This is a genomic window from Peribacillus sp. TH27, from assembly GCF_016650915.1.
Lineage (GTDB): Bacteria > Bacillota > Bacilli > Bacillales > DSM-1321 > Peribacillus > Peribacillus butanolivorans.
This window is the reverse complement of the sequence record NZ_JAEKEV010000002.1, coordinates 2,582,895-2,605,588: the sequence shown is the minus strand read 5'-3', so window position 1 is coordinate 2,605,588 and position 22,694 is coordinate 2,582,895. Positions and strand designations below refer to the sequence as shown.

Genomic DNA, 22,694 nt, shown 5'->3' with positions numbered 1-22,694 from the left:
TATGAAACAATTATTCCCACGGGGCCAAGTTATGGGATTTGCCTTTTCACTAATCCTGACTTTGGTTGCACTATCAGTTATAGTGTTTGATCTCTCACTTAAAATGGCAATGATCATCCTACTTGTTACAGCCTTCATGCAAGCAGCACTTCAATTGGTAATGTTCATGCATGCAGGAGAGTCTGAGGATAAAGCATCGATTTACACAAACGTTTATTACGGATTGTTTGTTGCATTGGTTACAATTTTCGGTACAATGCTAACAATGATTTGGGGATATCAATAATCCATTCCTACAAAACTGGGCGTCTTGATGACGCCCAGTTTTTTTGTATTTAATTATAGTAAGTTTTGGAATTTATATATCATTATATTCACTTCATCATAGAAATTTGTATTGTTATGAAGGATGAAGATGAACCAATTAAGTTTAGTATAACCATTTCAGAATGTTTTATTTACAGGGAATGGTAGAAAATATGGGTAAGAAGATAGGAGCTAGATTCGTTATACACAAGAATTCCTTGAAAATTCGAGGAATCTTCAAAAAAAACATCTTTTTTCATAATAATTTAAATAATAAATGTTGAGTTTTTACCCTGATCATTGCTCATTATTTCTAGGACGAGATAGCGGCCCCTTTATTGGGTCTTTTACTGTTTGATCGGATTATCGACGGGCTTACCTTAGATTCATTTGGAGGAGAGGGTAATGGTAATGCCTTTAATGATTCTTCCGGGTTTTGAAGAGAATAATAATCATCCTTTTATATAAAAAAGAAAGCAACAAGCCGTTAAAATAATTTAGTGGCTTCTATAATTTCCTTAATTTCTACTATACTGTGTACGTTTTAGACTGGTTAAGCATTAATCTACGTCTTCGTATCTTTAGTGCCCTTCTTCAAGAACCCGTTTGTTTAAGTACAACGTTTCACAATAAGTGAAACGTTAATAGAACGGTCACATCTTCAAAGAAATACTGTCCGCCCCCTTTGATATAATAAGGGATATAATAATTAATTTAGAACTTAGCGGAGATGATGAAATATGACATTGCCTGTTTTGATTTTAACAATTCTCATAAGCTTGGTTAAGCTATTAGTTACCTGTCTTCCAACCGATGCAGTGAATTGGATTATAAGCAAATTTAAACTGCATTCAGAACTTAGTGACGCGAATTGCATCGTAACCTTTGACGGAAAACGCTTGGAAGGTGAAGATAAAATTCAAGTTATTAATTATTTTAATGAAGCTAAATTTTTGAAAAAAAATCATATATTTCCAGGGAACGAGCAATTGTTTTTACATCCAGAAAACAGTGGGACCCCATTAGTCATTGATACTAAAAGAGGCAAAAAGGATGTTAGGTTACTTGTGTACATTTACAACGACCACGTGGATGTAGTCAAACAGTACAAGAAGAAGTTAGTTGCGTATAGTTTGCTTTCCGATAGCCTGCAAGAACGTTCTATGCCAGTAATAAGGGATTTTGTTTAAAAGGAACATAAAAAAAAGACGGTCTTTAAAAAGACTGTCTTTTTTTCTAAAATTATTTATTGTGTAATCCATTTTTTTATTCGATGGTAAAAGTTATAGTTAATAAAGCCCTGTTCATTTAGGGACCTTTCTTTCCTTCTTTATTGAAAATACTAAATTACTAGTTATTCAGATTGAGTGTAAAAGCGTTCACAAACTGACGTCTTTATATTAGTATCATATGGAAAAAATAATTAAAAGTGGGGGGGATTGAAATCGAGGGGTTCTTCGAATAGAAAAAATTCAAAAAAATGCATTAGGATAATAAAACAATAGAAGTACATAAATAAAACAGTATTGAAAAGGGTTAATTTGTTTATTAGTATAAGTGCATGTAAAAAGTAATTTAGGTAAATTACATCTGAAAAGGTAATAAAAAAAGCAGGTTTCTAAAACGAAGCCTGCTTTTTTATGCTTTCCATTGTTTTTCCACTTGATGAAGGGCTTGTTGTAAAATTTCTTCTTGATTAGTACCTGGTTTAGTAAGGACGTTAGTTTGATAAGATTTTCCTTGGAAATCAACTGTTACTGTAACTTTTACCATTATGCATCTTTCCTTTCTTAATTCAGTATTAAATGGGAGTATTGTACGTACTTCTTTTATTCCCAAAGATGAATATTTTTCAAACATTTCGAAAGCAACGAATGTGAAGATTTAATATTCATAATTATCTGATATTTAAAAAGAAATGTCAACACTTTTTGGGGCCAGACCCCATTTCCCGAGATTTTGTATGTGCATAAAGATTGTTGTATCAGTGTTAAAGGCTTGTTGTGTAGGGGTCAGACCCTATTTCCCAAATAAAAACAACCTGGCTAGTTTGCATAACAGGCAGGTTGTTTTAGAAAATTTATTATTCAAATTTTGGTTAAGATAATTCCGATTAAGGCTGCAAATACGCCGGCAATTTGATAGGATTTTAGTTTTTCTTTGAATAAATAACATCCAGCAAATACGACCACTAAACAGTTTAGGCTGACGACAGGGAAAATGATGCTTGCGATGCCGGTATTCAACGCAAAGAAATAACATCCATAGGCTATGATGCTTAAAAAACCTACTAAGGAACCAATTTTAACTTCTTGTAGCTTGATTTTTTCATTCTTAAAGGCCAAAGCCGAAAGAAGATAAAGAGTTCCGCCCCCATACATTGATACTAGAATATCAAGGGAGTTTAAATGAAGACGTGTTGATGTCGTCATTAAGATGCCGAGCACACCAAAAGATAAAATGGAAAATAAAGTGTGCATAATCCAAGGTAAATATTGATGATTACCTTTAGCATTAGGTGTATACTGAATGACTAAGGTAGCGAGAAGCATGCAGGCTATTCCACTCCACTGCAAGGAAGAAATATGTTCGTGAAAAATTAATGCTGCACAGAGAATGGGGAATATTGCATTCGCTGCAATTAGTGGGGATGTCAAACTTGCCGGACCTTTTTCAAAGGCGCTTGCCATCTGGATATTTCCATTAGCGTTCAGTACACCAATTGCTGCACCCAGCATGATAGAAAGCAAGTTCAGGTTCAAACCATCCACAAGTACTCCATAAATTATGGACAAAATAAAAGCTACAAAATAAAAGAAAAATTGGATATGTACCTTTGAGTAACCCTTTCCGCTACTCCATTTAAAAATGCTGTTATTGATTCCGAAACACAAACTGGTGATGAGTGCTGCAAAGATCCACATTGCTTTAATCTCTTCCTTCATGTAGGATAAACTTCTTCTACATTTTAAGCTGAATACATGTAGGAATCAAACTAAATTAAAAAAGTATGATTGACAGATTAGATATTTTTTTCTATATTTACTATGACAATTTTAAAATATTTCCCGAAAAACGGGAGAGGTTCATAGCATCACCCTCTTAAAAAAACTATGGCTTTGATATTTTTCGCGAATCAACCATATCTTTGAGGAGATATGGTTTTTGTTATATAGAGGCCCACTTTATGAATCTCCCTGTGAAACGTGGAAGAGGAGGACTTTTTATGTCTGGAAGAAAAGAAGAAGAATTAAAAAAAGATATCACATTACTTGGGAATCAAGGCACAAAATATACATTCGACTATGCGCCTGAAATTTTGGAGTCGTTCGATAACAAGCATCCGAACCGGGATTACTTTGTCAAGTTCAATTGTCCGGAGTTTACTAGCCTATGTCCAATTACTGGCCAGCCGGACTTTGCAACCATTTACATTAGCTATATTCCTAGTGTGAAGATGGTCGAAAGCAAGTCTTTGAAGCTTTATTTGTTCAGCTTCCGCAACCATGGTGATTTCCACGAAGATTGCATGAACATCATCATGAACGATTTAATCGAGTTGATGGATCCGAAATATATTGAAGTCTGGGGCAAGTTCACACCTAGGGGCGGAATTTCTATTGATCCATACACAAACTACGGGAAACCAGGGACGAAGTTTGAGGAAATGGCGAATTTCCGCTTGATGAATCACGACTTGTATCCGGAAACTGTAGATAATCGCTAAACATTAGAGGAGCCTCTTATGCGGTTGGAGCCCCTCTGGTCATTTTTCAAAAATGACTGTTACGAAGCCTATTGTCTGGCAGACGCAATGTACCTATCACCGAATGCAGTAGAGGAGGATCTTCATTCTGTAATCAAAGCTCATTAAGAATGGTGCTCTTAGGCAGTTATCGCCAGTTACTAGGTTAGGGAAAAGTACAGAAAAACACAGCTACACAGGATGAATCCTATCGAGGGATTCACTGATTCTAAGATATTTAATTTAACCCGTCAAAACAGAATCTAGGTATTTTGTTTTGACGTTTTTTTTTGTAAATGAACCGTATAAAATGTGAAAAGTGCTACAAAGAAGAGTGATTATTATACGTTTTTCTGCATCCTCATTCAATAATTTTATCGACTTTGTCTTTATCGAAAACACAAATGTCCTTGTGCAAAGGAATTAACTCTTGATTGTTTTGTCAAAACACGTAATAATAGGGAGAGTTGATTTTGACAGAATATTTTTAAAAATAGGGGATGTCGGGATGAAAGTTGCGAAGTTTGGCGGGAGTTCACTTGCGTCAGGTGAACAGTTAAAAAAAGTATTCGAAATTGTGGTTTCTGATCCAGAGAGGAAGATTGTTGTTGTTTCGGCTCCAGGGAAACGCAATTCCGATGATATAAAGGTGACGGATTTATTGATTGAAGTTGCCGAACAGCAACTGCGCGGTGAGAATGGCCAGCTCTTGATAGAAGATGTGGTCACTCGGTATGCGAGTATTGCTGAAGAATTAGATATTTCAGAGGATGTCATTAAAGAGATTCGTGAAGATTTGCACACGTTGTTACGTGCAGATCAAAATAATCCGAAGCGTTATATGGATGCTTTAAAGGCAAGCGGTGAAGATAATAATGCGAAGCTGGTTGCGGCTTATTTTCAAAGCCGTGGGGTAGAGGCGCAGTATATGGATCCGAAGAAAGCTGGCTTGATTGTAAAGGATGAAGATGGATACACTAAAGTGCTGCCCGAATCATATGAGCGGTTATATGCTCTACGTGATGAGCCGGGAATTGTAGTATTCCCAGGGTTCTTCGGTTACACGTTAGATGGCGATGTTTTAACGTTCTCAAGGAGTGGTTCGGATATTACGGGTTCGATTCTTGCCAATGGGGTTAAGGCCGAATTGTATGAGAATTTTACAGATGTGGATGCCGTTTTCGCTGTGAATCCAAACGTGGTTTCCAATCCAAAGGGGATCCGAGAGTTAACGTATCGCGAAATGCGTGAGCTTTCTTATGCTGGTTTCTCGGTGTTCCATGACGAGGCTTTAATTCCTGCATTTCGTGCCGGAATTCCTGTTCATATCCAAAACACGAATAACCCAGCGGCTCAGGGGACGCGTATTGTGAGCACACGCGATAATACGAATGGCCCGGTTATTGGGATTGCGAGTGACAAAGGGTTTTGCAGTATTTACATTAGTAAATACTTGATGAACCGTGAAGTCGGATTTGGACGCAAACTGCTTCATATCCTTGAAGATTACGGGGTTTCATATGAGCATATTCCATCCGGTATTGATGATGTGACGCTTATACTAAGGCAGGATCAAATGACAGAGGAAGCTGAGAAGAAGATCGTTTCGCGCATTAAGCAGGAGCTTCATGCTGATGAAGTGATTGTGGAACATAACCTTGCGTTAATTATGGTTGTCGGGGAAGGCATGCGTCATAATGTGGGTACAACGGCAAGAGCATCAAAAGCGCTGGCTGAAGCTAAGGTCAACATCGAAATGATCAACCAAGGCTCTTCTGAGGTGAGCATGATGTTCGGTGTAAAAGGTCATAGTGAAGAGACGGCAATTCAGGCTTTATATCACGAGTTTTTTTGAGAATGAGATTTTAGAAACCTCCTTGAAAAGGAGGTTTCAGTTTGTAGACAAAAGGGGTTCGGAATGTTTTAATTCCGGACCCCTTTTGAAATTCCCTTTGAATTTTGCTCAAGATTAAGAGATTGGGCCTCTACGAGCCCACTTTATTAAGCCATTCTTGGACCTTGCCATGTCCAATTGGCTATCTTCTTTAAATTCATGGCAGCGAAAGTAAGCATCGCCTGCATCGACAATTTTTTAAGTCCCCTTAAAGTAGTCCAACGCATACCATGCTTTTCTTTTGCATCTGCGAATACACGCTCTATTGTTTCTTTACGTTTCGCATATATAGGTTTTACATCCTTGTGATGACGCAGATGATCTGCTTCTTCCATATAATTTTGCCAGATATGGCGTGTCACCACTTTTTGATGGTCTTTGCTTACTGTACACTGTGATAAAAATGAGCATGTCGCACAAGTGTGTTTGGGTGATTTGTACTCGCGATAGCCCTCTTTATTTGTTGTTGAGTACTTTAAAATCTCGCCCGATGGGCAGAGATAACAATCAAAATGTTCATCGTAAACATAGTCATGCTTGCGAAAGAACCCTTCTTTTGTTCGTGGACGTGTATAGGGTAAAGCTGGTGTGATTTCTTTCCCAAAAAGGTAGCTTGTAATGGCTGGTGTTTTGTAAGCTGCATCTGCGGCAACAACTTCAGGTTTTCCAACTTTCTCAATCACTTGTTCAACAAGAGGCTCTAAGATATGACTATCATGCGTATTTCCCGGTGTTACAATCGTCCCCAGCACAAAACCGTTGCGGTCCGCAGCCGCATGAAATGAATAGGCAAACTGTTTTGTTCGTTCATCTTTTACATAGTAGCCACTCTCAGGATCAGTTGTACTTTCTTTAATTTCTTTGGTTTCTTCTTTATCAAATTTATCCGGTGGAAAAGGCTTCTTTCCATTGTTTTCACGATCTTGATTTATTTCTTCTTGAAGGCGTCCTTGATATGCTCGTGTTTCCTTACGAACGATTTTCTTTTCGAATTTCCGCTTATTCGCACTGGCTTTCACATGTGTTGAATCAACGAATACGTGCTCTGCACTAATTAACTTTCTTTCTGAGGCTGTCATTAGGATACGATAAAAAATCTGTTCAAACAGGTCTGTATCTTTAAAGCGACGCTCATAATTTTTCCCGAACGTTGAGAAGTGAGGTACTTTATCATGGAAACCGTAACCTAAAAACCAACGGTAAGCCATATTCGTTTCAACTTCTTCAATCGTTTTACGCATCGAACGAATACCGAAGGTATATTGAATGAATGTCAATTTAACTAAAATAACTGGATCAATACTTGGGCGGCCTATCTCTGAATACATCTCTTTCACCAAGTCATAAATGAAAGTGAAGTCAATGGCCCCCTCAATTTTACGAACCAAATGGTTCGCTGGCACCAGTTGATCCAAAGTAATCATTTCAAGTTGATCTCGCTGAATAGAATTATGTTTCGAAAGCATCGTCATCACCTCAAGTTTTAATACTTCTATATTAAAACAAAAAGGACTGTAGGCAAAAGTGGTTATATCTAATTGTTAAAACAAAGTTGATTGGAACGGAAGGTGCGAGACTCCTGCGGGAAATGCGTGTCCAAGGGAGACCCCACAGGCGCAAAGGCGCCGAGGAGGCTCCCTGACCGCCCGCGGAAAGCGAGTGCCTGGGGTGGAAATCAACGTCGAATTTTTACAACCCCTCAAAAAAACTGTAGACAAACTCGATTTTCATCGAGTTTGTCTACAGTCTGAAACCTCCTTGAAAAGGAGGTTTTTTACTGTTAATCAAAAATCTCGCCAGGTAAAAGACGCGCTGAGAGTTCAGCGCGTCTACTTTAATTCAATACCCATTTATCCTTCAAAAATAAAATCCTAGATACAGCAAAGAATAAAGCAATTGAGACAATGAGGCTACTGGCTGTAAGGAAGATGTTTTGATAATCAATCACGCCATAAATCAATTCTTTAAAGAGAGCAAAAATATTGAAAATTGGAATCAAGAAGTGTTTGGTTGTTAATTCATGTAAGCCTGTTCCGCCTAAGAATAGTGCAGGCATAATGACGAGCATTGTTATCGGTGATATATAGTTTTGGGATTCCTTGACGGTCTTGGATATAATGCTAGCTGACATTTGCAAAGCCCCCATGAACATTGAAAATAATACCGTAATCAATAGGGCAGTAGGGAGGATCATCCATAGGTCGTTACCGAAATCAAATCCTTTTCTAAGTTCTTCCGTTAGAAAAATGAGCTCCAAGGTGACTACTAGAATAGAGACAATTCCTGCAAGCGCCCCGATGGATGAAATTGTAAGCCATTTGGCTACAAGGATTTTCCCACGGCTGACGGGAGTCATTAGCAGGGCTTCCATCGTTTTGCGGTCTTTTTCTCCTGCAAATAAGTCAGAGGCAAGCGGGTAGGCCCCAGTGCTGATGGCCATCGTGATAATCATCGGTAAAAAGATTGAAAGAATGCTCAGTGACGCCCCGTTATCGGTATCAAGGCCCACTTCCTTGATGTTGACTTGCAGCGGACTAATCAGACTAGAGTCAGTATTGATGTTTTGCAGCCGTTCTTGAATGATTTGCTTTTCAAAAAGTGTTAAAGCTGACTCGACCTGTGAAAGGGCGAAAGAACTATCTTGGCTATACGTGTCACCGGAGAGGCTGAACGTGACTTGTTCGCCCTTTTTAATTTGTTCCATGAAACCGTCGCTTACTTGCAGGGCTGCAGCGGCTTTGCCTTCTTCGATGGCTTTGGTCGGGTTATCGAATGATTTGACTTCGATTTGTGGAAAATCACTAAGCAAGGCTTTGCCGTCTTTGCTGAATGACGGATCGACTGCCAGGGTATAGGTTTCATTCTCATCTGTGGTCATCAAACTTTCGTAAAATAGTGTTAACCCAGTCAACAAGAGAATAGGTAGGAATACACTCAAAATCAATGTGCGACGATCTCTTAAAGCTTCCTTCATTTCTTTCACATACATATTAAGAAACATGAGATTGGTTCCCCCTTACAAGTTTGGACATGAAAATATAATTCAGGTCACGACTATTTTCTTCTATATAAAGAGACTCAAGCTTTCCTTTATAAATCAGTTCCCCTTTATGCATCATTGCTACGGAGTCACAGAGTAAAGTAACCTCTTCCATGATATGGCTTGAGAAGATAATCGTTTTACCCTGCTGTTTCAGTTGAAGAACAAGCTGGCGAAATACATTAGATGAAGTGATATCAAGTCCTGTCGTCGGCTCATCGAAAAGTATGATGTCAGGATCATGAATTAGCGTACGTGATATGGCGACCTTTTGACGCATACCTTTGGAGAATCCTCCAACTTTTCGGTCGAGATAATCTTTCATCCCGAACATGACAGCGAGCTCTTCAATCCGTACTTTTGTTTCGTGCTTGCTTAATCCGTAAAGTGTGGCGAAGTAAGCGAGGTTTTCACGTGTGGTTAAGCGGTCATATAAACCGGTTTCACCACCGAACAAGACGCCGATTCTTTTCTTAATTTCATTCGGGTTATCCAAAGTATCAAATCCGGCAACTTTGATATATCCATCTGTTGGAGTCAAAAGTGTGGCAATAGAACGCAGCAAGGTTGTCTTTCCTGCCCCGTTTTCTCCAAGCAATCCGACAATCTGGCCTCTTCTCACATCAAGGGAAACATGTTTAAGAGCGGTTATAAATATTTTTTTATCTTGGAACGTTTTTGTGATTTCATGAATTTCGATCATTTCGGTACCTCCTACAATCTCTTTGGTTGTTTTAATCATACAAATAAACTAAATGAGAAACTGTAGTTTTGTCGCGAAAATGCCGTTTATTGTCGCGAAAAGGTCATTTTTCCAAATCTAAATGGTAAAATAAAGATAATTTTAGATGAGGAGAGTTGAAAATGAAGGTAGGACTTGTGGATGACCGGAGAATTGATTTGGACAAGCTGAATGGTATTGTGATCCAGATACCGGGTATCGAGCTTGTCTTTTCTACTGATTCCGCGGAATATGCTTATGAGCAGATTAAGCAGGAAACGATTGACTTACTTATAGCGGATATCGAAATGCCCAATTTGTCAGGATATGAATTGGCAGACATCATTCATTCTCATGCACTGAATATTGCTGTCATTTTTGTGACTGGTACCAGTGGGTATGCTGTCCATGCGTTTGAGCTAAATGTACATGACTATATCATGAAGCCTTACTCGAAGGATAGGCTCGTCAAATCAATCGATCGTTTTCTGGAAAAATCAAAAACAGCTGAAGTGGCGGGAAGGCTTTTTTTAAAACTGAAAAATGATATTCATATTTTACAAAAAAAGGATATCGTTTTCATCGAACGCTCTGGACGTTCGACCACAATACATACGAAAAACGGTCCGATTAAAACCTATCAGACTTTGAATGAACTGGAAGGTGAGTTGCGGGAAAGAGATTTTATCCGATCTCATCGTTCATTCATCATTAACATTCATTTTGTGAAAAATTTTTCTTTGTATGCAAAAAATTCTTACCTCGTGAACTTCGAGGGGATCGAGGAGCAGGCGATGATCACGAAGGAAAGAGTGGACTTTTTGCAAGCTCAATACTTTTAAGGTGGGAAGACTATGAATGCATTACCGATAATTGTGGCTCTATTAGGGGCATGGAATGTTTATGGATTAACAGAATTACTTTCTTTGCCTTTCCCGCTATACATATCAGCGATATTCATCTGCTTTCTTGCTTTTTTCCTTTACCGAAAGTATTCTCACCTCTATAAGCAAATTTCACTGGGAAACTATGTGACTGCTATTCTATCAGGCACGCAGCTGATTGTTGCGATACTTTATGCATGGATAGAACCTTCAATCGCGTATCTGGGTCTTTTCCTTTTGTTCATAGGGATAGAAATGATTAGGGTCAATATGGGGAGACGTTTCCTCCGGCTTAAAAATCAGCAGAAGCAAATGGAAGAAGAACGGATGCAGGTTAATGAAACCTTCCGGGTGGTACGCAGTCAGCGTCATGATTTTCTGAAGCACGTGTCTGCACTTCAGTTTATGATCGAACGTGACGAGGTGGCAACCGCAAAAGAGTACATAAATGAATTAGTAGATGTGTTTGAAGAAACGAATCTATCAATTAAAGGTGAAAAAGGGGTCGTTGCCGGGATTCTTCATCAAATGTACCGGAGGGCAAAGGAAAATCAAGTACAAATTGTGTATCATCTCGATGTCCCGCTTTCGTCTTTACCTATAAAGGATCAGGAACTAGTCTCATTGATTGGGAACGTGCTTACTAATGCGATTGAAGCAGCTGAATCATGGCAGGAGGAAAAAGGGGAGATAGCACAAATCACGCTTCATTTTTATAAACGGAGCGGTATGTACCTTTTATCATGTAGCAACAGCAGTCTGCCCATACCTAATCCCATTCTGGATGCACTGTTTGAAAAATACGGTCAAACCACGAAATTGGGGCCGCATGAAGGGATGGGAACGAAAATCATCGCTGATATCGTGAAAAAACATCAAGGCTATTTGGATTTCACCTATAAAAGTGAAGAATTCTCCCTGAAAATTAAAGTTCCCGCGATTATGTAATAGTTTTTTTGTGGCAAATGATTATTTTCTACAGGAAGGGAGAGGAAGTTTATCAATATTAAAGGGTTGAATCACTTTTTATTTTCAGTTTCTGATTTAGATAAATCTACTGAATTTTACGAAGTTGTATTTGGGGCGAAGTTGCTAGTTAAGGGAAATTCCACGGCCTACCTCGATTTGAATGGTATGTGGATCGCTCTTAATTTAGAAAAGGATATATCAAGAAATGAAATAAAAGATTCATATACACATGTGGCGTTTTCAATTGATGAAAAAGACTTTGATGAAATCTATGAGAAGCTGGAAAGCTTACAGGTGAATATCCTTACAGGCAGGGAGAGAAATGAGAGAGATAAAAGGTCTATTTATTTTACTGATTTAGATGGGCATAAGTTCGAATTCCATACGGGAACACTACAGGAAAGGCTGGATTATTATAAACAGGAAAAGTCTCATATGAAGTTTTATTTATAAAACGTAATCGACATCTATAATAAAGAAAAGGAAAGCCTCCAAATTGAAGATTGGAGGCTTTCCTTTTTAGTTAGTTCATAACTGTTAGTAGTTGTTCAATCGATTTCCGTGGACGTGGGGTGGGAATCATATCGGGGTAGCCAACGTGCAGACTACCGACGATTTTTTCACCAGGATTTACGCCTAAAGCTTCACGGAACTCTGTGCTGTGAATCATGCCGTATGTTTCCCAAATCATTCCGATTCCTTGTTCCCAGGCAAGCAGGCTGAAGTTCTGAATCAGGGCACTTGTAGCTGCATAATCTTCTTCGCGAGTCATCGGATTTGGGTTTTCGTCCATTACAACCGCGACAAACATTGGAACATCTTTTAGTTTATTATATCCGCGCTGTCCAGCTTCTTTTTTCTTTTCTGGATCCTTTTCCTTGCCTGCCATAAAAGCTCGGGTTGCTTCAGCCAGTTTTAAACGGCTATCCCCCTGCACGACGATGAAGCGCCACGGCTGGGTCATTTTGTGATTAGGTGCCCATGTCGATGTTTCCAATAAGGATTGAATGGTATCAAGGGGAACAGGAATGTCCTTAAATCGTTTAATACTGCGCCGTTCTTTAATGATTTGTTCAAGTTTCATGCTCATCCTGCTCCTTTTATCTATATATGAACGTTTATTAGTTTTCAAAAAAAATAATCCCCGGCTGCCTAATATGCTTTCAACGTGAATAAAATGACTTGAATAAAGAGGGGGCAATATTCTAGTGACTTGCATTCGCTACTAAGCATATAATTTTTACTAGGCACAGAGAAGCCGGGGCGACATTGTATCTATGTACAATATCAAAAGGGTACGATAATAGATTATCGTATTTACTTATCAAATTTCAGAGATCGATAATGAAATTGAAAATCATTATCAATTAGAATTTTCTCTTATTTCCTGTTATTTGTCAAGAGTATTTCTAAAAAAAATTCAAGTTATTTACCAATCCTATTAATTATTTCAAAATCTTTTATAAATTCTGTATAAAAATGTATAATGAAAAGATAAAAATGCTTTCTACATATGAAGAATTGAAGGGTGTCATAGATGAAAAAACTGTTCTCATTTCTAAAGCCATACCGACTCTTAATTACTCTCGCTTTATTTTTAATGATTGTTGAGCTCGGTGTTGAACTGTTACAACCGCTATTTATTGCAAAAATAATTGATGATGGTATTTTACAGAAAGATCTATCAGTAGTGATTAAGTGGGGAAGCATTATGGTGGGACTTTCTATTTTTTCATTTCTTGGAGGAATCGTTAATTCGTTTACAGCATCTCATGTGAGTCAGAGTTTTGGCCATGATGTCAGGAAAAGCCTTTTTGGAAAAATTCAGGCGTTTTCTTTTGCTAATTTGAATAACATTCCGACCTCATCTTTGATTACAAGGATGACGAATGACGTGACGCAGCTTCAAAATACGGTTTTCATGGGTCTGCGTATCATGGCAAGAGCTCCATTAATTGTACTTGGTGGCGCGATCATGGCGATTACGGTCAATTTGAAACTGTCTCTTGTGTTAGTCATTTCGATTCCCATTCTTGTGTTCTTTTTAGGGTGGGTTATGAAACGAGCGGCTAAACTATTTAAACTCGTCCAGAAAAAGCTCGATAATGTTAATAGCGTCATGCGGGAAAATCTGATAGGCATGCGCTTAATTAAAGCTTTTCTTCGTAAGGAGCATGAAATCAAACGATTTGACGAGGCGAATGACGAGTTGAAAAGAAAGACTGTAACTTCCCTTCGTTTAATTGAAACAACGATGCCGGTGCTGATGCTGGTTATGAATTTGGCCATCCTGGTCATTCTTTGGCTTGGAAGCGAATTTATTGCAACTGGAGATATACAGGTCGGGGAAGTGGTGGCGATTGTTAACTATGCAACGAGGATTGCAGCATCACTTTCAGTTTTTTCGTGGCTGATCATGGTCATTTCACGAGCAAAGGCTTCAGCTGAACGCGTGACTGAAATATTTGAAACCCCCATAGATCTAGATGAAGGTAAGATGGAAAGTCAGAGTGGGGCCGTTAAAGCAGGAAGCATCGAGTTTCAGGATGTATCATTCCGTTATCCTGGAAGTGGTACACCGGTATTGAAAAATTTGAGTTTCACTGTTGAAGCGGGAGAATCGCTTGCTATTATCGGAGCGACAGGCTCAGGGAAAACCTCCTTATTTCAGCTAATTCCAAGATTGTACGAAGTTGAAAGCGGATCCATTTTTATAGACAGCCAAGATGTGAAAAATATTCCCTTGGATTCCCTTAGAAAAAGGATTGGCTATGTACCGCAAGAAGCCTTGCTTTTTTCAGGATCCATAAAGAATAACATTGCTTGGGGGAAAGAAAACGCCACGATGGAAGAGCTTATGACAGCAGCCGAGCATGCTCAGGTTCACGAGACCGTGATGAAACTGCCAAAACAATATGAAACGCAGTTAGGGCAAAAAGGAGTGAATCTGTCAGGTGGGCAAAAACAGCGGTTATCGATTGCAAGGGCATTGGTGCGTAGACCGAAGATTCTTCTGCTGGATGACAGTACAAGTGCCCTGGATTTAAAAACAGAAAGTAAACTGCTTAATGCTTTAAAGTCCTATACATGCACGACACTTATCATTACACAAAAAATTAGTACAGCCATGGAGGCAGATAAAATTTTATTGCTTGAAAATGGTGAAATGCTTGCGGAAGGAAAACATGAAGAGTTGATTAAAACAAGTACTCTTTATCGAAAAATCGTTCACTCACAGTTTGGGGAGGAGGGGATTTCACTTGAGTCGAAAAATATCTCCCGCTAATGCAAAGTCAAAACCATCCAACTCATGGAATACGATAAAACGAATAATCCCCTATTTAGCAACGAATAAAGGTCTGCTATTCTATGTCCTGCTTATGGTACTAATAAGCTCGATATTGGGATTACTCGGACCCTTTCTTGTTGGGATGGCCATAGACGATTATATTGTCACCAAGGATAGCGGAGGGCTAATAAACCTGTTGTTCGGGCTTCTTGCGGTCTATATTTTCTATTCACTTTCGATGTGGTTGCAGAATTATTGGATGATCGGGATTGCGCAGGATACGGTGTATGTGATGCGCAATCAATTGTTTAAAAAGCTTCATCAGTTGTCGATCCCCTTTTTTGACCGCCGTCAGCATGGGGAATTGATGAGTCGGGTAACGAATGATATTGAAAATGTCAGTTCTACTTTGAATAGTTCTGTGATTCAGGTTTTTTCAAGTATACTGACATTGGTAGGAACAATCGGAGTGATGCTGTATTTGAGCCCATTGCTAACGCTTCTTACTCTCTTTATCGTTCCGCTTATGTTCTTCGGGTTGAGATGGATCACAAACCGGACAGGAAAGCTTTTTAAAGAACAGCAGAAAAATCTTGGGGAACTGAACGGGTTTATCGAGGAGACAATTTCCGGACAGCGGATCGTGAAGGCTTTTTCACAGGAAGATAAAGTTATCAGCGATTTTATTACCCGGAGTGAAAACTTAAAGAAAGCTGGGTTTTTATCGCAATCTTATTCAGGGCTGATTCCAAAGCTAATGAATTTACTGAACAACTTAAGCTTTACGGTAATTGCTGCTGTCGGTGGATTTTTGGCACTGAGTGGCGTTGGTACGGTTTCCATCGGGGTCATTGTCATTTTCACCGAGTACTCAAGGCAATTCACCCGGCCATTAAATGACCTGGCTAACCAATTTAATACGCTGCTTTCGGCTGTTGCTGGTGCTGAGCGTGTATTTGCCATTCTTGATGAAAAAGAAGAGGAAATGGATGAGAAACAGGCCGGTAAACTTCGGAATGTCTGTGGTGAGGTGGACTTTGAAGGAGTTTCCTTTTCATATGATGAAGAGGATCAAACAATACATGATGTCAGCTTTCATGCTGAAAAAGGAGAAACCATCGCCCTTGTGGGGCCAACGGGGGCAGGTAAAACGACAATCATTAATCTGCTTGCCCGTTTTTATGAACCAAACAGTGGTCGGATCTTGATCGACGGCCAGGATATCCGGCAGGTAACGAGAGCCAGCCTCCGTAAGCATATGGGATTTGTTTTACAGGATTCTTTTTTATTTCAGGGGACCATTCTTGAAAATATCCGCTACGGACGATTAGAGGCGGGGGATGAAGAAGTTGTGGATGCAGCCAAGCTTGCAAATGCCCATTCCTTTATCATGAAGCTTCCAGATCAATATGATACCATTTTGAATCAGGATGGTAGTGGAATCAGTCAGGGGCAGCGCCAGCTTCTATCGATTGCAAGAGCGATTTTAGCAGATCCCGTTCTATTAATCTTAGATGAAGCGACAAGCAGTATAGATACGATTACCGAACTGAAAATCCAGGAAGCGTTACACCGATTGATGGAGGGAAGAACGAGTTTTGTCATTGCTCATCGATTGAATACGATTCAGCAAAGTGATCAAATTCTGGTACTGGATGAAGGAAGAATCATTGAAAAAGGTTCTCATAATGAGCTTTTGCAGCAGCGAGGATTTTATTCCGAACTTTATCGAAGCTCATTAAAGGAAAATCAGACCGGATGAAAAAAATGTGTGCCGCTGGGCGCACATTTTTGCGTTGGTACTGTAAAGTCAAAACCCTATCCCTAGGAATTGCATTCGATTTCATTTAATGATGCAATTGCTTCGTCTAAAAAAGCAAGGAGCTCTGCCTTTACCGGGTACAAGCCTGCGGAAGAAGAGTCAGTCTCCGATTTACGCACATCCCAGAATTTCTCCTCTAGTTCTTTGTTTCCCTCGAAAATCAACTCAGACAAATGTAAGTCTTCAGCAATAAGCCTTCCTTCCTCTGAATCAGCAGGAATGCCTTTGTTCATAGTTAATTCAATGTGTTTGATGAGGTTAATCCATTGCTTCGTTTGGATACATGGATTAGTTAACGGAATAGCTGTGGTATTGGCGGCCCGTGAAAGTGCCTACAAATCAGGAAGAAAGACGGTATATTCCATAAAAGTGGTTATAAATCCATTACAAATTGACTAATTGACTATTGCTAAGTAACCATTTAATGACATATAATTCTGAATATATACAAAATTATTTAAATTCGTTTGGTTAAGGGGGAAGTATGTAAGCATATTGCCATATGAAATGAAGACTTTTTATAGTAATTAATAATTTTAATAGATAGGAGATGAAAAAATGAAAGCGCTTAAGTCAGTCATTCTTTGGGGGATTATATCGGCGGTTGGTGCAGTAAGTTTTGGTTTCGTTGCTTTAAACCGAGGAGAAAGTATTAATGCTATGTGGATAGTCACTGCAGCTCTCTGTGTATATTCGGTTGCGTATCGCTTTTATAGTAAATTTATCGCACAGAAAGTGTTTGAGCTAGATGACAATCGTCAGACTCCATCAGAAGCAAATAATGATGGAAAAGACTACGTCCCTACAAATAAATGGGTGTTGTTTGGTCACCATTTTGCAGCAATTGCTGGAGCTGGTCCGCTTGTAGGACCGATCCTTGCTGCACAGATGGGATATTTGCCGGGAACACTTTGGCTTGTAGTTGGAGTTGTTTTAGCCGGAGCGGTACAAGATTTTATTATACTCTTCGGTTCGATGCGCCGTAACGGCAAATCGCTTGGTGAGATGATTAAAGAGGAAATTGGACCTATTACAGGTTTGATTGCAATGGTGGGGATTCTTGGTATCATGATTATATTATTAGCGGTACTTGCCCTTGTAGTCGTAAAAGCCTTGATTGGCAGTCCTTGGGGGATGTTTACGATCGCTTCAACCATCCCGATTGCAGTCCTTATGGGCGTCTACATGAGATATATCCGGCCTGGTCGGGTTGGTGAAGGTTCAATTATTGGTATTATCTTATTGATGCTTGCTTTATATTTCGGTCGATTTGTATCCGAAAGCGCGACATTGGCGCCAATGTTTACGTTCAGTGGTGAAACAATCGCTATCATGTTGATCGTATACGGATTTGTTGCTTCTGTTCTGCCGGTATGGATGCTATTGGCACCACGTGATTATTTAAGTACATTCTTGAAAATCGGAACGATCATCGGGCTTGCGCTTGGTATCTTTATCGTCATGCCAAGCCTTGAAATGCCTGCTGTCACTCAGTTTATTGATGGAACAGGACCTGTTTTCTCAGGGAATCTATTCCCGTTCTTGTTCATCACGATTGCTTGTGGAGCAGTGTCGGGATTCCATGCCCTTGTTTCTTCCGGTACAACACCTAAAATGATTGAACGTGAATCTCATTCGCGTCCAATAGGATACGGAGCTATGCTGACTGAATCCTTTGTTGCCATCATGGCGATGATAGCAGCCTGTGTACTGACACCAGGGATTTACTTTGCGATTAATAGCCCAGGTGCGGTTGTTGGAACGGAGCCAGCTCAGGTAGCAGCGACGATTTCCGATTGGGGATTCATTTTGACACCAGAGATGATTACTGGTCTGGCAGATGATGTCGGAGAAGAAACGATCTTATCCCGTACTGGAGGAGCACCGACCTTTGCAATTGGAATGGCTCATATCTTCTCGCAGGTGGTTGGTGGAGCTTCACTGATGGCGTTCTGGTATCATTTCGCGATCCTGTTTGAGGCATTGTTCATCTTAACGACCATTGATGCTGGAACAAGGGTAGGGCGTTTTATGATTCAAGATATTCTCGGAACCTTTTATAAGCCATTTGCACAGACGAGTAAATGGCTGCCAAACATCATTGCGACGGCCATTTGTGTTCTTGGTTGGGGTTATTTCCTTTATCAAGGAGTTATTGATCCTCTTGGTGGAATAAATACACTTTGGCCGTTGTTTGGTATTGCAAATCAGATGCTTGCAGCCATTGCATTGCTGCTTGGTACAACTGTCCTTTTCAAAATGGGCAAAAAAGCATACACATGGGTTACGCTTGTACCGACTGTATTCTTATTGATTGTAACCATGACGGCAGGTTGGCAAAAGCTATTCCATGAAAACCCGGCGATTGGCTTTTTGGCGCATAAGGACAAATTTAAAGCCGCCTATGATAAAGGGGAGGTTCTTGCCCCGGCAGCTAACTTAGCCGAAATGAAACGAGTTATCATCAATGATTATGTGGATGCAGCCCTTTGTGCCATCTTCATGATTGTTGTCATCACTGTCCTGATTTCAGCCATAAGATTATGGATCAAGGTCTTGAAAAATCAAAAAATAGATTTACATGAATCACCTTATGTATCAAGGTCATAAGGGAGGGAAGACAATGTTGAAAAGATTAACAAAGATTCTTAGCTTCAGAAAGCAGTTTGTAAGTTTGCTTGTCGGCGTACCTAGTTATGAAACTTATGTAGACCATATGAAGGTCCACCATCCCAAAGATCCAGTAAAAACTAGGAAAGAATTTTTCTGTGAAGCGCAGGATGAACGGTATAATGCTAAAGGTGGTAAAGTGTCTCGTTGTTGTTAACTAATTATTTTTTTGAAGGGCCCTCGATTTGAGGGCCCTTTTTGGTTCGTTTTTTAGCGTGGGAAATAAGTAGGGATGGATTATAAGAACATTAGACTAAAAAAATTTCTTTTGAAATGGTAGTAAGGCAAAATTCTTTAGATTTACGGTTATTTATTCATACTAATGTTATAAAATCTAACGCTCTTTTGATAAAATATAAAAATAAAGTTGAATTATTAGAAAATTAAGTATATGATAAAAAAAATAACATAATGATGTTAAATAACATAACATATATAAAAAGGGGGAAACAAAATGCAAATGGCAGATTCGGTTTTTATGTTTTTGGCAACAATGATGGTTTGGCTAATGACACCAGGGATTGCCTTATTTTATGGTGGGATGGTAAAAAGTAAAAACGTCCTGAATACGGCAATGCATAGTTATATGCCACTGGCCGTCATTTCTATTCTTTGGGTACTAGTTGGATATTCATTATCATTTTCACCAGGAAATGCACTCCTTGGCGGTCTGGATTGGGTTGGTTTAAAAGATGTAGGCTTCGAATCAGGTCCATACAGCGAAACAATTCCTCATAGTTTATTCATGTTATTCCAAATGACTTTTGCTGTATTAACCGTTTCAATCATTGCAGGAGGTATTGCAGAGCGGATGAAGTTTTCAGCATTCTTAATTTTTACAATTCTTTGGTCTCTATTCGTATACGCTCCTGTTGCTCACTGGGTATGGGGAGGCGGCTGGTTAGCTGAACTCGGTACTCTTGATTTTGCTGGTGGTAACGTTGTTCATATTTCTTCCGGGGTTGCAGGTCTGGTTTTAGCAATCATGTTAGGAAAAAGGAAAGAATCAGGTAACAGTGCACCACATAATCTTCCATTAACATTCCTTGGCGGATCATTAATATGGTTCGGTTGGTACGGCTTCAATGTCGGAAGCGCACTGACAATTAATGCGGTAGCAATGAATGTATTCGTGAATACAGCTGTTGCAGCAGCTGCAGGCATCCTCGGTTGGTTAATTGTTGAGTATATGGCGAATAAAAAAGCAACATTGCTAGGTGCAGTATCTGGAGCGATTTCTGGGTTAGTTGCCATTACACCAGCGTGTGGGTTCGTAACACCAGCATCTTCCATCATTATCGGTGTCGTTGGTGGAGCAGTATGCTTCTGGGGTGTATTCTTCCTGAAAAATAAACTAGGATACGACGATGCCTTAGATGCTTTCGGTTTACATGGCATCGGTGGAACTTGGGGTGGAATCGCGACAGGATTATTTGCTACTACTTCCGTAAACGAAAGTGGAGCTAATGGTTTATTCTACGGAGATTTCAACTTGCTTTGGAAGCAGATTATAGCCATCGTTGCAACGTATATATTCGTGGCCGTGGTCACTTATATCATTGCAAAAGTAATAAATCTTTTCGTTCCATTGCGTGTAAGTGAAGAAGATGAGTCAATGGGGCTTGATCTTACACTTCACGGCGAAAAAGCCTATCACGAATCAATTTAAATGGAGGTTGATCATATGTCTGAGGTTTTAACGAAAATTGAAATCGTTACACGTCCTATTAAGTTTGAACAATTCAAAACAGAGCTTGCAAAAATAGGGGTAAGCGGAATAACTGTATCGGAAGTAAAAGGAACAGGACTTCAGAAAAGTTATGTGGAAACGTATCGCGGTCGAAATCGGGAAATGTCGTTACATGATCGGATGAAAATCGAGATTGTTGTTTGTGAAGTTCCAGTTCAGGATGTTGTGGATGTGGCAAGGGAATTTTTGAGCACAGGGAAACCTGGTGACGGCAAAATCTTCATTTATGAATTAGCGAATGTCGTGAATATCCGAACAGGAAAAGAAGGACATGATGCTTTAAAAAACGAGAACTAGAAGGATTAATTAATCTAACATTATGTGCCGAATTCAGCAGATTAGAGAAAGGAGCTAAATATGGGGAGACTGGTCCGAATTGTTAATGCAAAAAAACAAAAGATTGTTAATACACTCATATCAGAGAATGTATATCAACCTGCTGACCGACCCTTTTTATTAGAATTACCATTGAAAAATTTAGAAGAAATTTTATCACTTCGAATAAAATCCTCGTTTCAAAATCAGAGTTATAAAAAATAACATTTTGCAGCCGTTTCTTCTATATAAAGGAGAACGGCTTTTTTATGCTTTTACTGCATTTCATCGGCAATTGATTTTAAAAGTTTATAGCTTGGAAGTGATTTTTATTATATAAGGGAACTTTTTTTATCTCCCATAGAAATCGATGAGTATTCCTACTATAATGAATATGGACAAAAATTTTAATCCAATTTATTTGCTTTTTTTGACGTTTTTAGCTTAGTTAATTCAATTTTTCTTTATTTTGCGAAAAAAAACTTCAAAAAAATTGTAAGTCTTCCATAAATAATGAAGTAGGTTCGAGAATGCCCTGTTTATAGTGAGGGGAATTTATAAATATGTTCTTTTATGAGGTGAGGGGAAATGGATCAATTTACGGTCGAGTCCGTTTTAAATATCATCAGGGAATTTGTTCCGCAGGATGCTTCAATCTCTGTGGCTGACTCAGAAAAATACATTTATTACCAGCCGAGCAAGCAGGTTGACTTAGGAATTAAACCAGGAGATTTAATAAGTGAAAAAACAGCTACTTATAAAGCGTTGAGTGTCCGAAAAAAAATTGGTGTACAAGTTGAAAGTAATGTATTTGGCGTACCTTATTATGGTTTGAGCGTACCAATAATGGACGAGGGTAATCCGTTAGGGGCAGTAACAGCCATTTTGCCGTCAAAGCAGTTAATATTACCGACTTCATTTTTAACAATCAAAACAGATGACCACTGGATACCACTTCCATATGACGAAATTATGTATTTAGAGGCGCAAAATAGGAAAACTAAAATTCAGTCCGAACGCGTGAATGGATTTCATAAAATGAACTTAAGTGAATTGGAGTTTATTTTACCGAATGATTTGTTCATTAGGGTTCATCGTTCGTACATCGTCAATATTAATTATATTCAGGAGATTCTTCCTGATTTTCACTCTACATTTTTACTGGTAATGAAGGATCAGTCTAAAATCCAAGTTAGTCAAACATATGCAAGTCAATTCAGAAGAGCTCTAGGATTTTAATGTTTCTCCTTGATGTGATAAAAATGCTGGTTTGTGCTCTATTTAAGGCT

At 39.1% G+C, this 22,694-nt stretch carries 21 protein-coding genes and 1 riboswitch; of the genes, 14 read left to right on the top strand and 7 right to left on the bottom strand.

All coding sequences use genetic code 11. The annotated features are described in order from the left end of the window. The first annotated feature begins 1 nt into the window (after window position 1). Both qoxD and JFU24_RS13930 read left to right on the top strand, forming a co-directional pair. On the top strand, window positions 2-286 hold the full coding sequence (qoxD, locus tag JFU24_RS13935) for a cytochrome aa3 quinol oxidase subunit IV (RefSeq protein WP_053344301.1): 285 nt from the start codon (window positions 2-4) through the stop codon (window positions 284-286). 760 nt (window positions 287-1,046) lie between these two features. Further along, complete coding sequence (locus JFU24_RS13930) at window positions 1,047-1,496, top strand: YfmQ family protein (RefSeq protein WP_201183128.1); 450 nt, start codon at window positions 1,047-1,049, stop codon at window positions 1,494-1,496. Window positions 1,497-1,944: 448 nt separating this feature from the next. On the opposite strand, the gene JFU24_RS13925 is transcribed toward JFU24_RS13930, so the two are convergent. Both JFU24_RS13925 and JFU24_RS13920 read right to left on the bottom strand, forming a co-directional pair. Beyond that, the gene (locus tag JFU24_RS13925; RefSeq protein WP_098176965.1) at window positions 1,945-2,079 is read right to left on the bottom strand and encodes a BA3454 family stress response protein; all 135 of its coding nucleotides are present in this window, start codon (window positions 2,077-2,079) and stop codon (window positions 1,945-1,947) included. Window positions 2,080-2,393: 314 nt separating this feature from the next. Continuing rightward, complete coding sequence (locus JFU24_RS13920; protein ID WP_242485339.1) at window positions 2,394-3,251, bottom strand: DMT family transporter; 858 nt, start codon at window positions 3,249-3,251, stop codon at window positions 2,394-2,396. 130 nt (window positions 3,252-3,381) lie between these two features. After that, window positions 3,382-3,427: riboswitch (PreQ1 riboswitch) on the top strand. A gap of 105 nt (window positions 3,428-3,532) precedes the next feature. Between JFU24_RS13920 and queF the strand changes: the two genes are divergently transcribed. Continuing rightward, the gene (gene queF / locus JFU24_RS13915; RefSeq protein ID WP_053344304.1) at window positions 3,533-4,033 is read left to right on the top strand and encodes a preQ(1) synthase; all 501 of its coding nucleotides are present in this window, start codon (window positions 3,533-3,535) and stop codon (window positions 4,031-4,033) included. Between the two features lie 526 nt (window positions 4,034-4,559). Continuing rightward, window positions 4,560-5,906 (top strand): aspartate kinase, encoded by a 1,347-nt coding sequence (locus tag JFU24_RS13910; protein WP_053344305.1) that lies wholly within the window; start codon window positions 4,560-4,562, stop codon window positions 5,904-5,906. A gap of 146 nt (window positions 5,907-6,052) precedes the next feature. Here JFU24_RS13910 and JFU24_RS13905 read toward each other — a convergent pair whose 3' ends face one another. The 3 genes from JFU24_RS13905 to JFU24_RS13895 all read right to left on the bottom strand — a co-directional run bounded on the left by JFU24_RS13905 (window position 6,053) and on the right by JFU24_RS13895 (window position 9,688). Next, complete coding sequence (locus JFU24_RS13905) at window positions 6,053-7,411, bottom strand: IS1182 family transposase (RefSeq protein ID WP_201249442.1); 1,359 nt, start codon at window positions 7,409-7,411, stop codon at window positions 6,053-6,055. 368 nt (window positions 7,412-7,779) lie between these two features. Then, window positions 7,780-8,946 (bottom strand): ABC transporter permease, encoded by a 1,167-nt coding sequence (locus JFU24_RS13900; protein ID WP_201183127.1) that lies wholly within the window; start codon window positions 8,944-8,946, stop codon window positions 7,780-7,782. Continuing rightward, window positions 8,936-9,688 (bottom strand): ATP-binding cassette domain-containing protein, encoded by a 753-nt coding sequence (locus JFU24_RS13895; RefSeq protein ID WP_201183126.1) that lies wholly within the window; start codon window positions 9,686-9,688, stop codon window positions 8,936-8,938. The genes JFU24_RS13900 and JFU24_RS13895 overlap by 11 nt, the downstream gene beginning before the upstream one ends. A 161-nt stretch (window positions 9,689-9,849) precedes the next feature. Between JFU24_RS13895 and JFU24_RS13890 the strand changes: the two genes are divergently transcribed. From JFU24_RS13890 to fosB, 3 genes are read left to right on the top strand one after another with little or no spacing between them, the layout of a single operon-like run. Continuing rightward, window positions 9,850-10,548 carry a LytR/AlgR family response regulator transcription factor gene (locus JFU24_RS13890; RefSeq protein WP_201183125.1) on the top strand — a complete coding sequence of 233 codons (699 nt, stop codon included), beginning with the start codon at window positions 9,850-9,852 and terminating at the stop codon, window positions 10,546-10,548. 12 nt (window positions 10,549-10,560) lie between these two features. Further along, on the top strand, window positions 10,561-11,538 hold the full coding sequence (locus JFU24_RS13885; protein WP_201222289.1) for a sensor histidine kinase: 978 nt from the start codon (window positions 10,561-10,563) through the stop codon (window positions 11,536-11,538). 51 nt (window positions 11,539-11,589) lie between these two features. Next, complete coding sequence (fosB, locus tag JFU24_RS13880; RefSeq protein WP_201250922.1) at window positions 11,590-12,012, top strand: metallothiol transferase FosB; 423 nt, start codon at window positions 11,590-11,592, stop codon at window positions 12,010-12,012. A gap of 70 nt (window positions 12,013-12,082) precedes the next feature. On the opposite strand, the gene JFU24_RS13875 is transcribed toward fosB, so the two are convergent. Continuing rightward, entirely contained in the window at window positions 12,083-12,643 is a 561-nt protein-coding gene (locus tag JFU24_RS13875) for a nitroreductase family protein (RefSeq protein ID WP_053344308.1), read from the bottom strand. A 453-nt stretch (window positions 12,644-13,096) separates the two neighbouring features. Between JFU24_RS13875 and JFU24_RS13870 the strand changes: the two genes are divergently transcribed. Together JFU24_RS13870 and JFU24_RS13865 are read left to right on the top strand one after the other, a co-directional pair. Continuing rightward, window positions 13,097-14,845, top strand: coding sequence for an ABC transporter ATP-binding protein (locus JFU24_RS13870; protein WP_201183123.1), 1,749 nt, complete (start codon window positions 13,097-13,099; stop codon window positions 14,843-14,845). Further along, window positions 14,820-16,610 (top strand): ABC transporter ATP-binding protein, encoded by a 1,791-nt coding sequence (locus tag JFU24_RS13865; protein WP_201250117.1) that lies wholly within the window; start codon window positions 14,820-14,822, stop codon window positions 16,608-16,610. The genes JFU24_RS13870 and JFU24_RS13865 overlap by 26 nt, the downstream gene beginning before the upstream one ends. Window positions 16,611-16,672: 62 nt before the next feature. On the opposite strand, the gene JFU24_RS13860 is transcribed toward JFU24_RS13865, so the two are convergent. Then, window positions 16,673-16,903 carry a hypothetical protein gene (locus JFU24_RS13860; protein ID WP_201183121.1) on the bottom strand — a complete coding sequence of 77 codons (231 nt, stop codon included), beginning with the start codon at window positions 16,901-16,903 and terminating at the stop codon, window positions 16,673-16,675. Between the two features lie 325 nt (window positions 16,904-17,228). Here JFU24_RS13860 and JFU24_RS13855 point away from each other — a divergent pair, with 325 nt between their 5' ends. From JFU24_RS13855 to JFU24_RS13835, 5 genes are all read left to right on the top strand, one after another. After that, a complete protein-coding gene (locus JFU24_RS13855; RefSeq protein WP_201183118.1) occupies window positions 17,229-19,280 on the top strand; it encodes a carbon starvation CstA family protein in 2,052 nt (683 codons plus the stop codon). Window positions 19,281-19,293: 13 nt separating this feature from the next. Further along, the gene (locus JFU24_RS13850; RefSeq protein WP_053344312.1) at window positions 19,294-19,497 is read left to right on the top strand and encodes a YbdD/YjiX family protein; all 204 of its coding nucleotides are present in this window, start codon (window positions 19,294-19,296) and stop codon (window positions 19,495-19,497) included. A gap of 297 nt (window positions 19,498-19,794) precedes the next feature. Then, window positions 19,795-21,009 carry an ammonium transporter gene (locus JFU24_RS13845; protein WP_201250116.1) on the top strand — a complete coding sequence of 405 codons (1,215 nt, stop codon included), beginning with the start codon at window positions 19,795-19,797 and terminating at the stop codon, window positions 21,007-21,009. 15 nt (window positions 21,010-21,024) lie between these two features. Then, window positions 21,025-21,387: a P-II family nitrogen regulator gene (locus JFU24_RS13840; RefSeq protein ID WP_201250115.1), complete on the top strand. Its 363-nt coding sequence runs from the start codon at window positions 21,025-21,027 to the stop codon at window positions 21,385-21,387. 606 nt (window positions 21,388-21,993) lie between these two features. Continuing rightward, complete coding sequence (locus tag JFU24_RS13835) at window positions 21,994-22,644, top strand: LytTR family DNA-binding domain-containing protein (protein WP_098176956.1); 651 nt, start codon at window positions 21,994-21,996, stop codon at window positions 22,642-22,644. The last annotated feature ends 50 nt before the right edge of the window (window positions 22,645-22,694 follow it).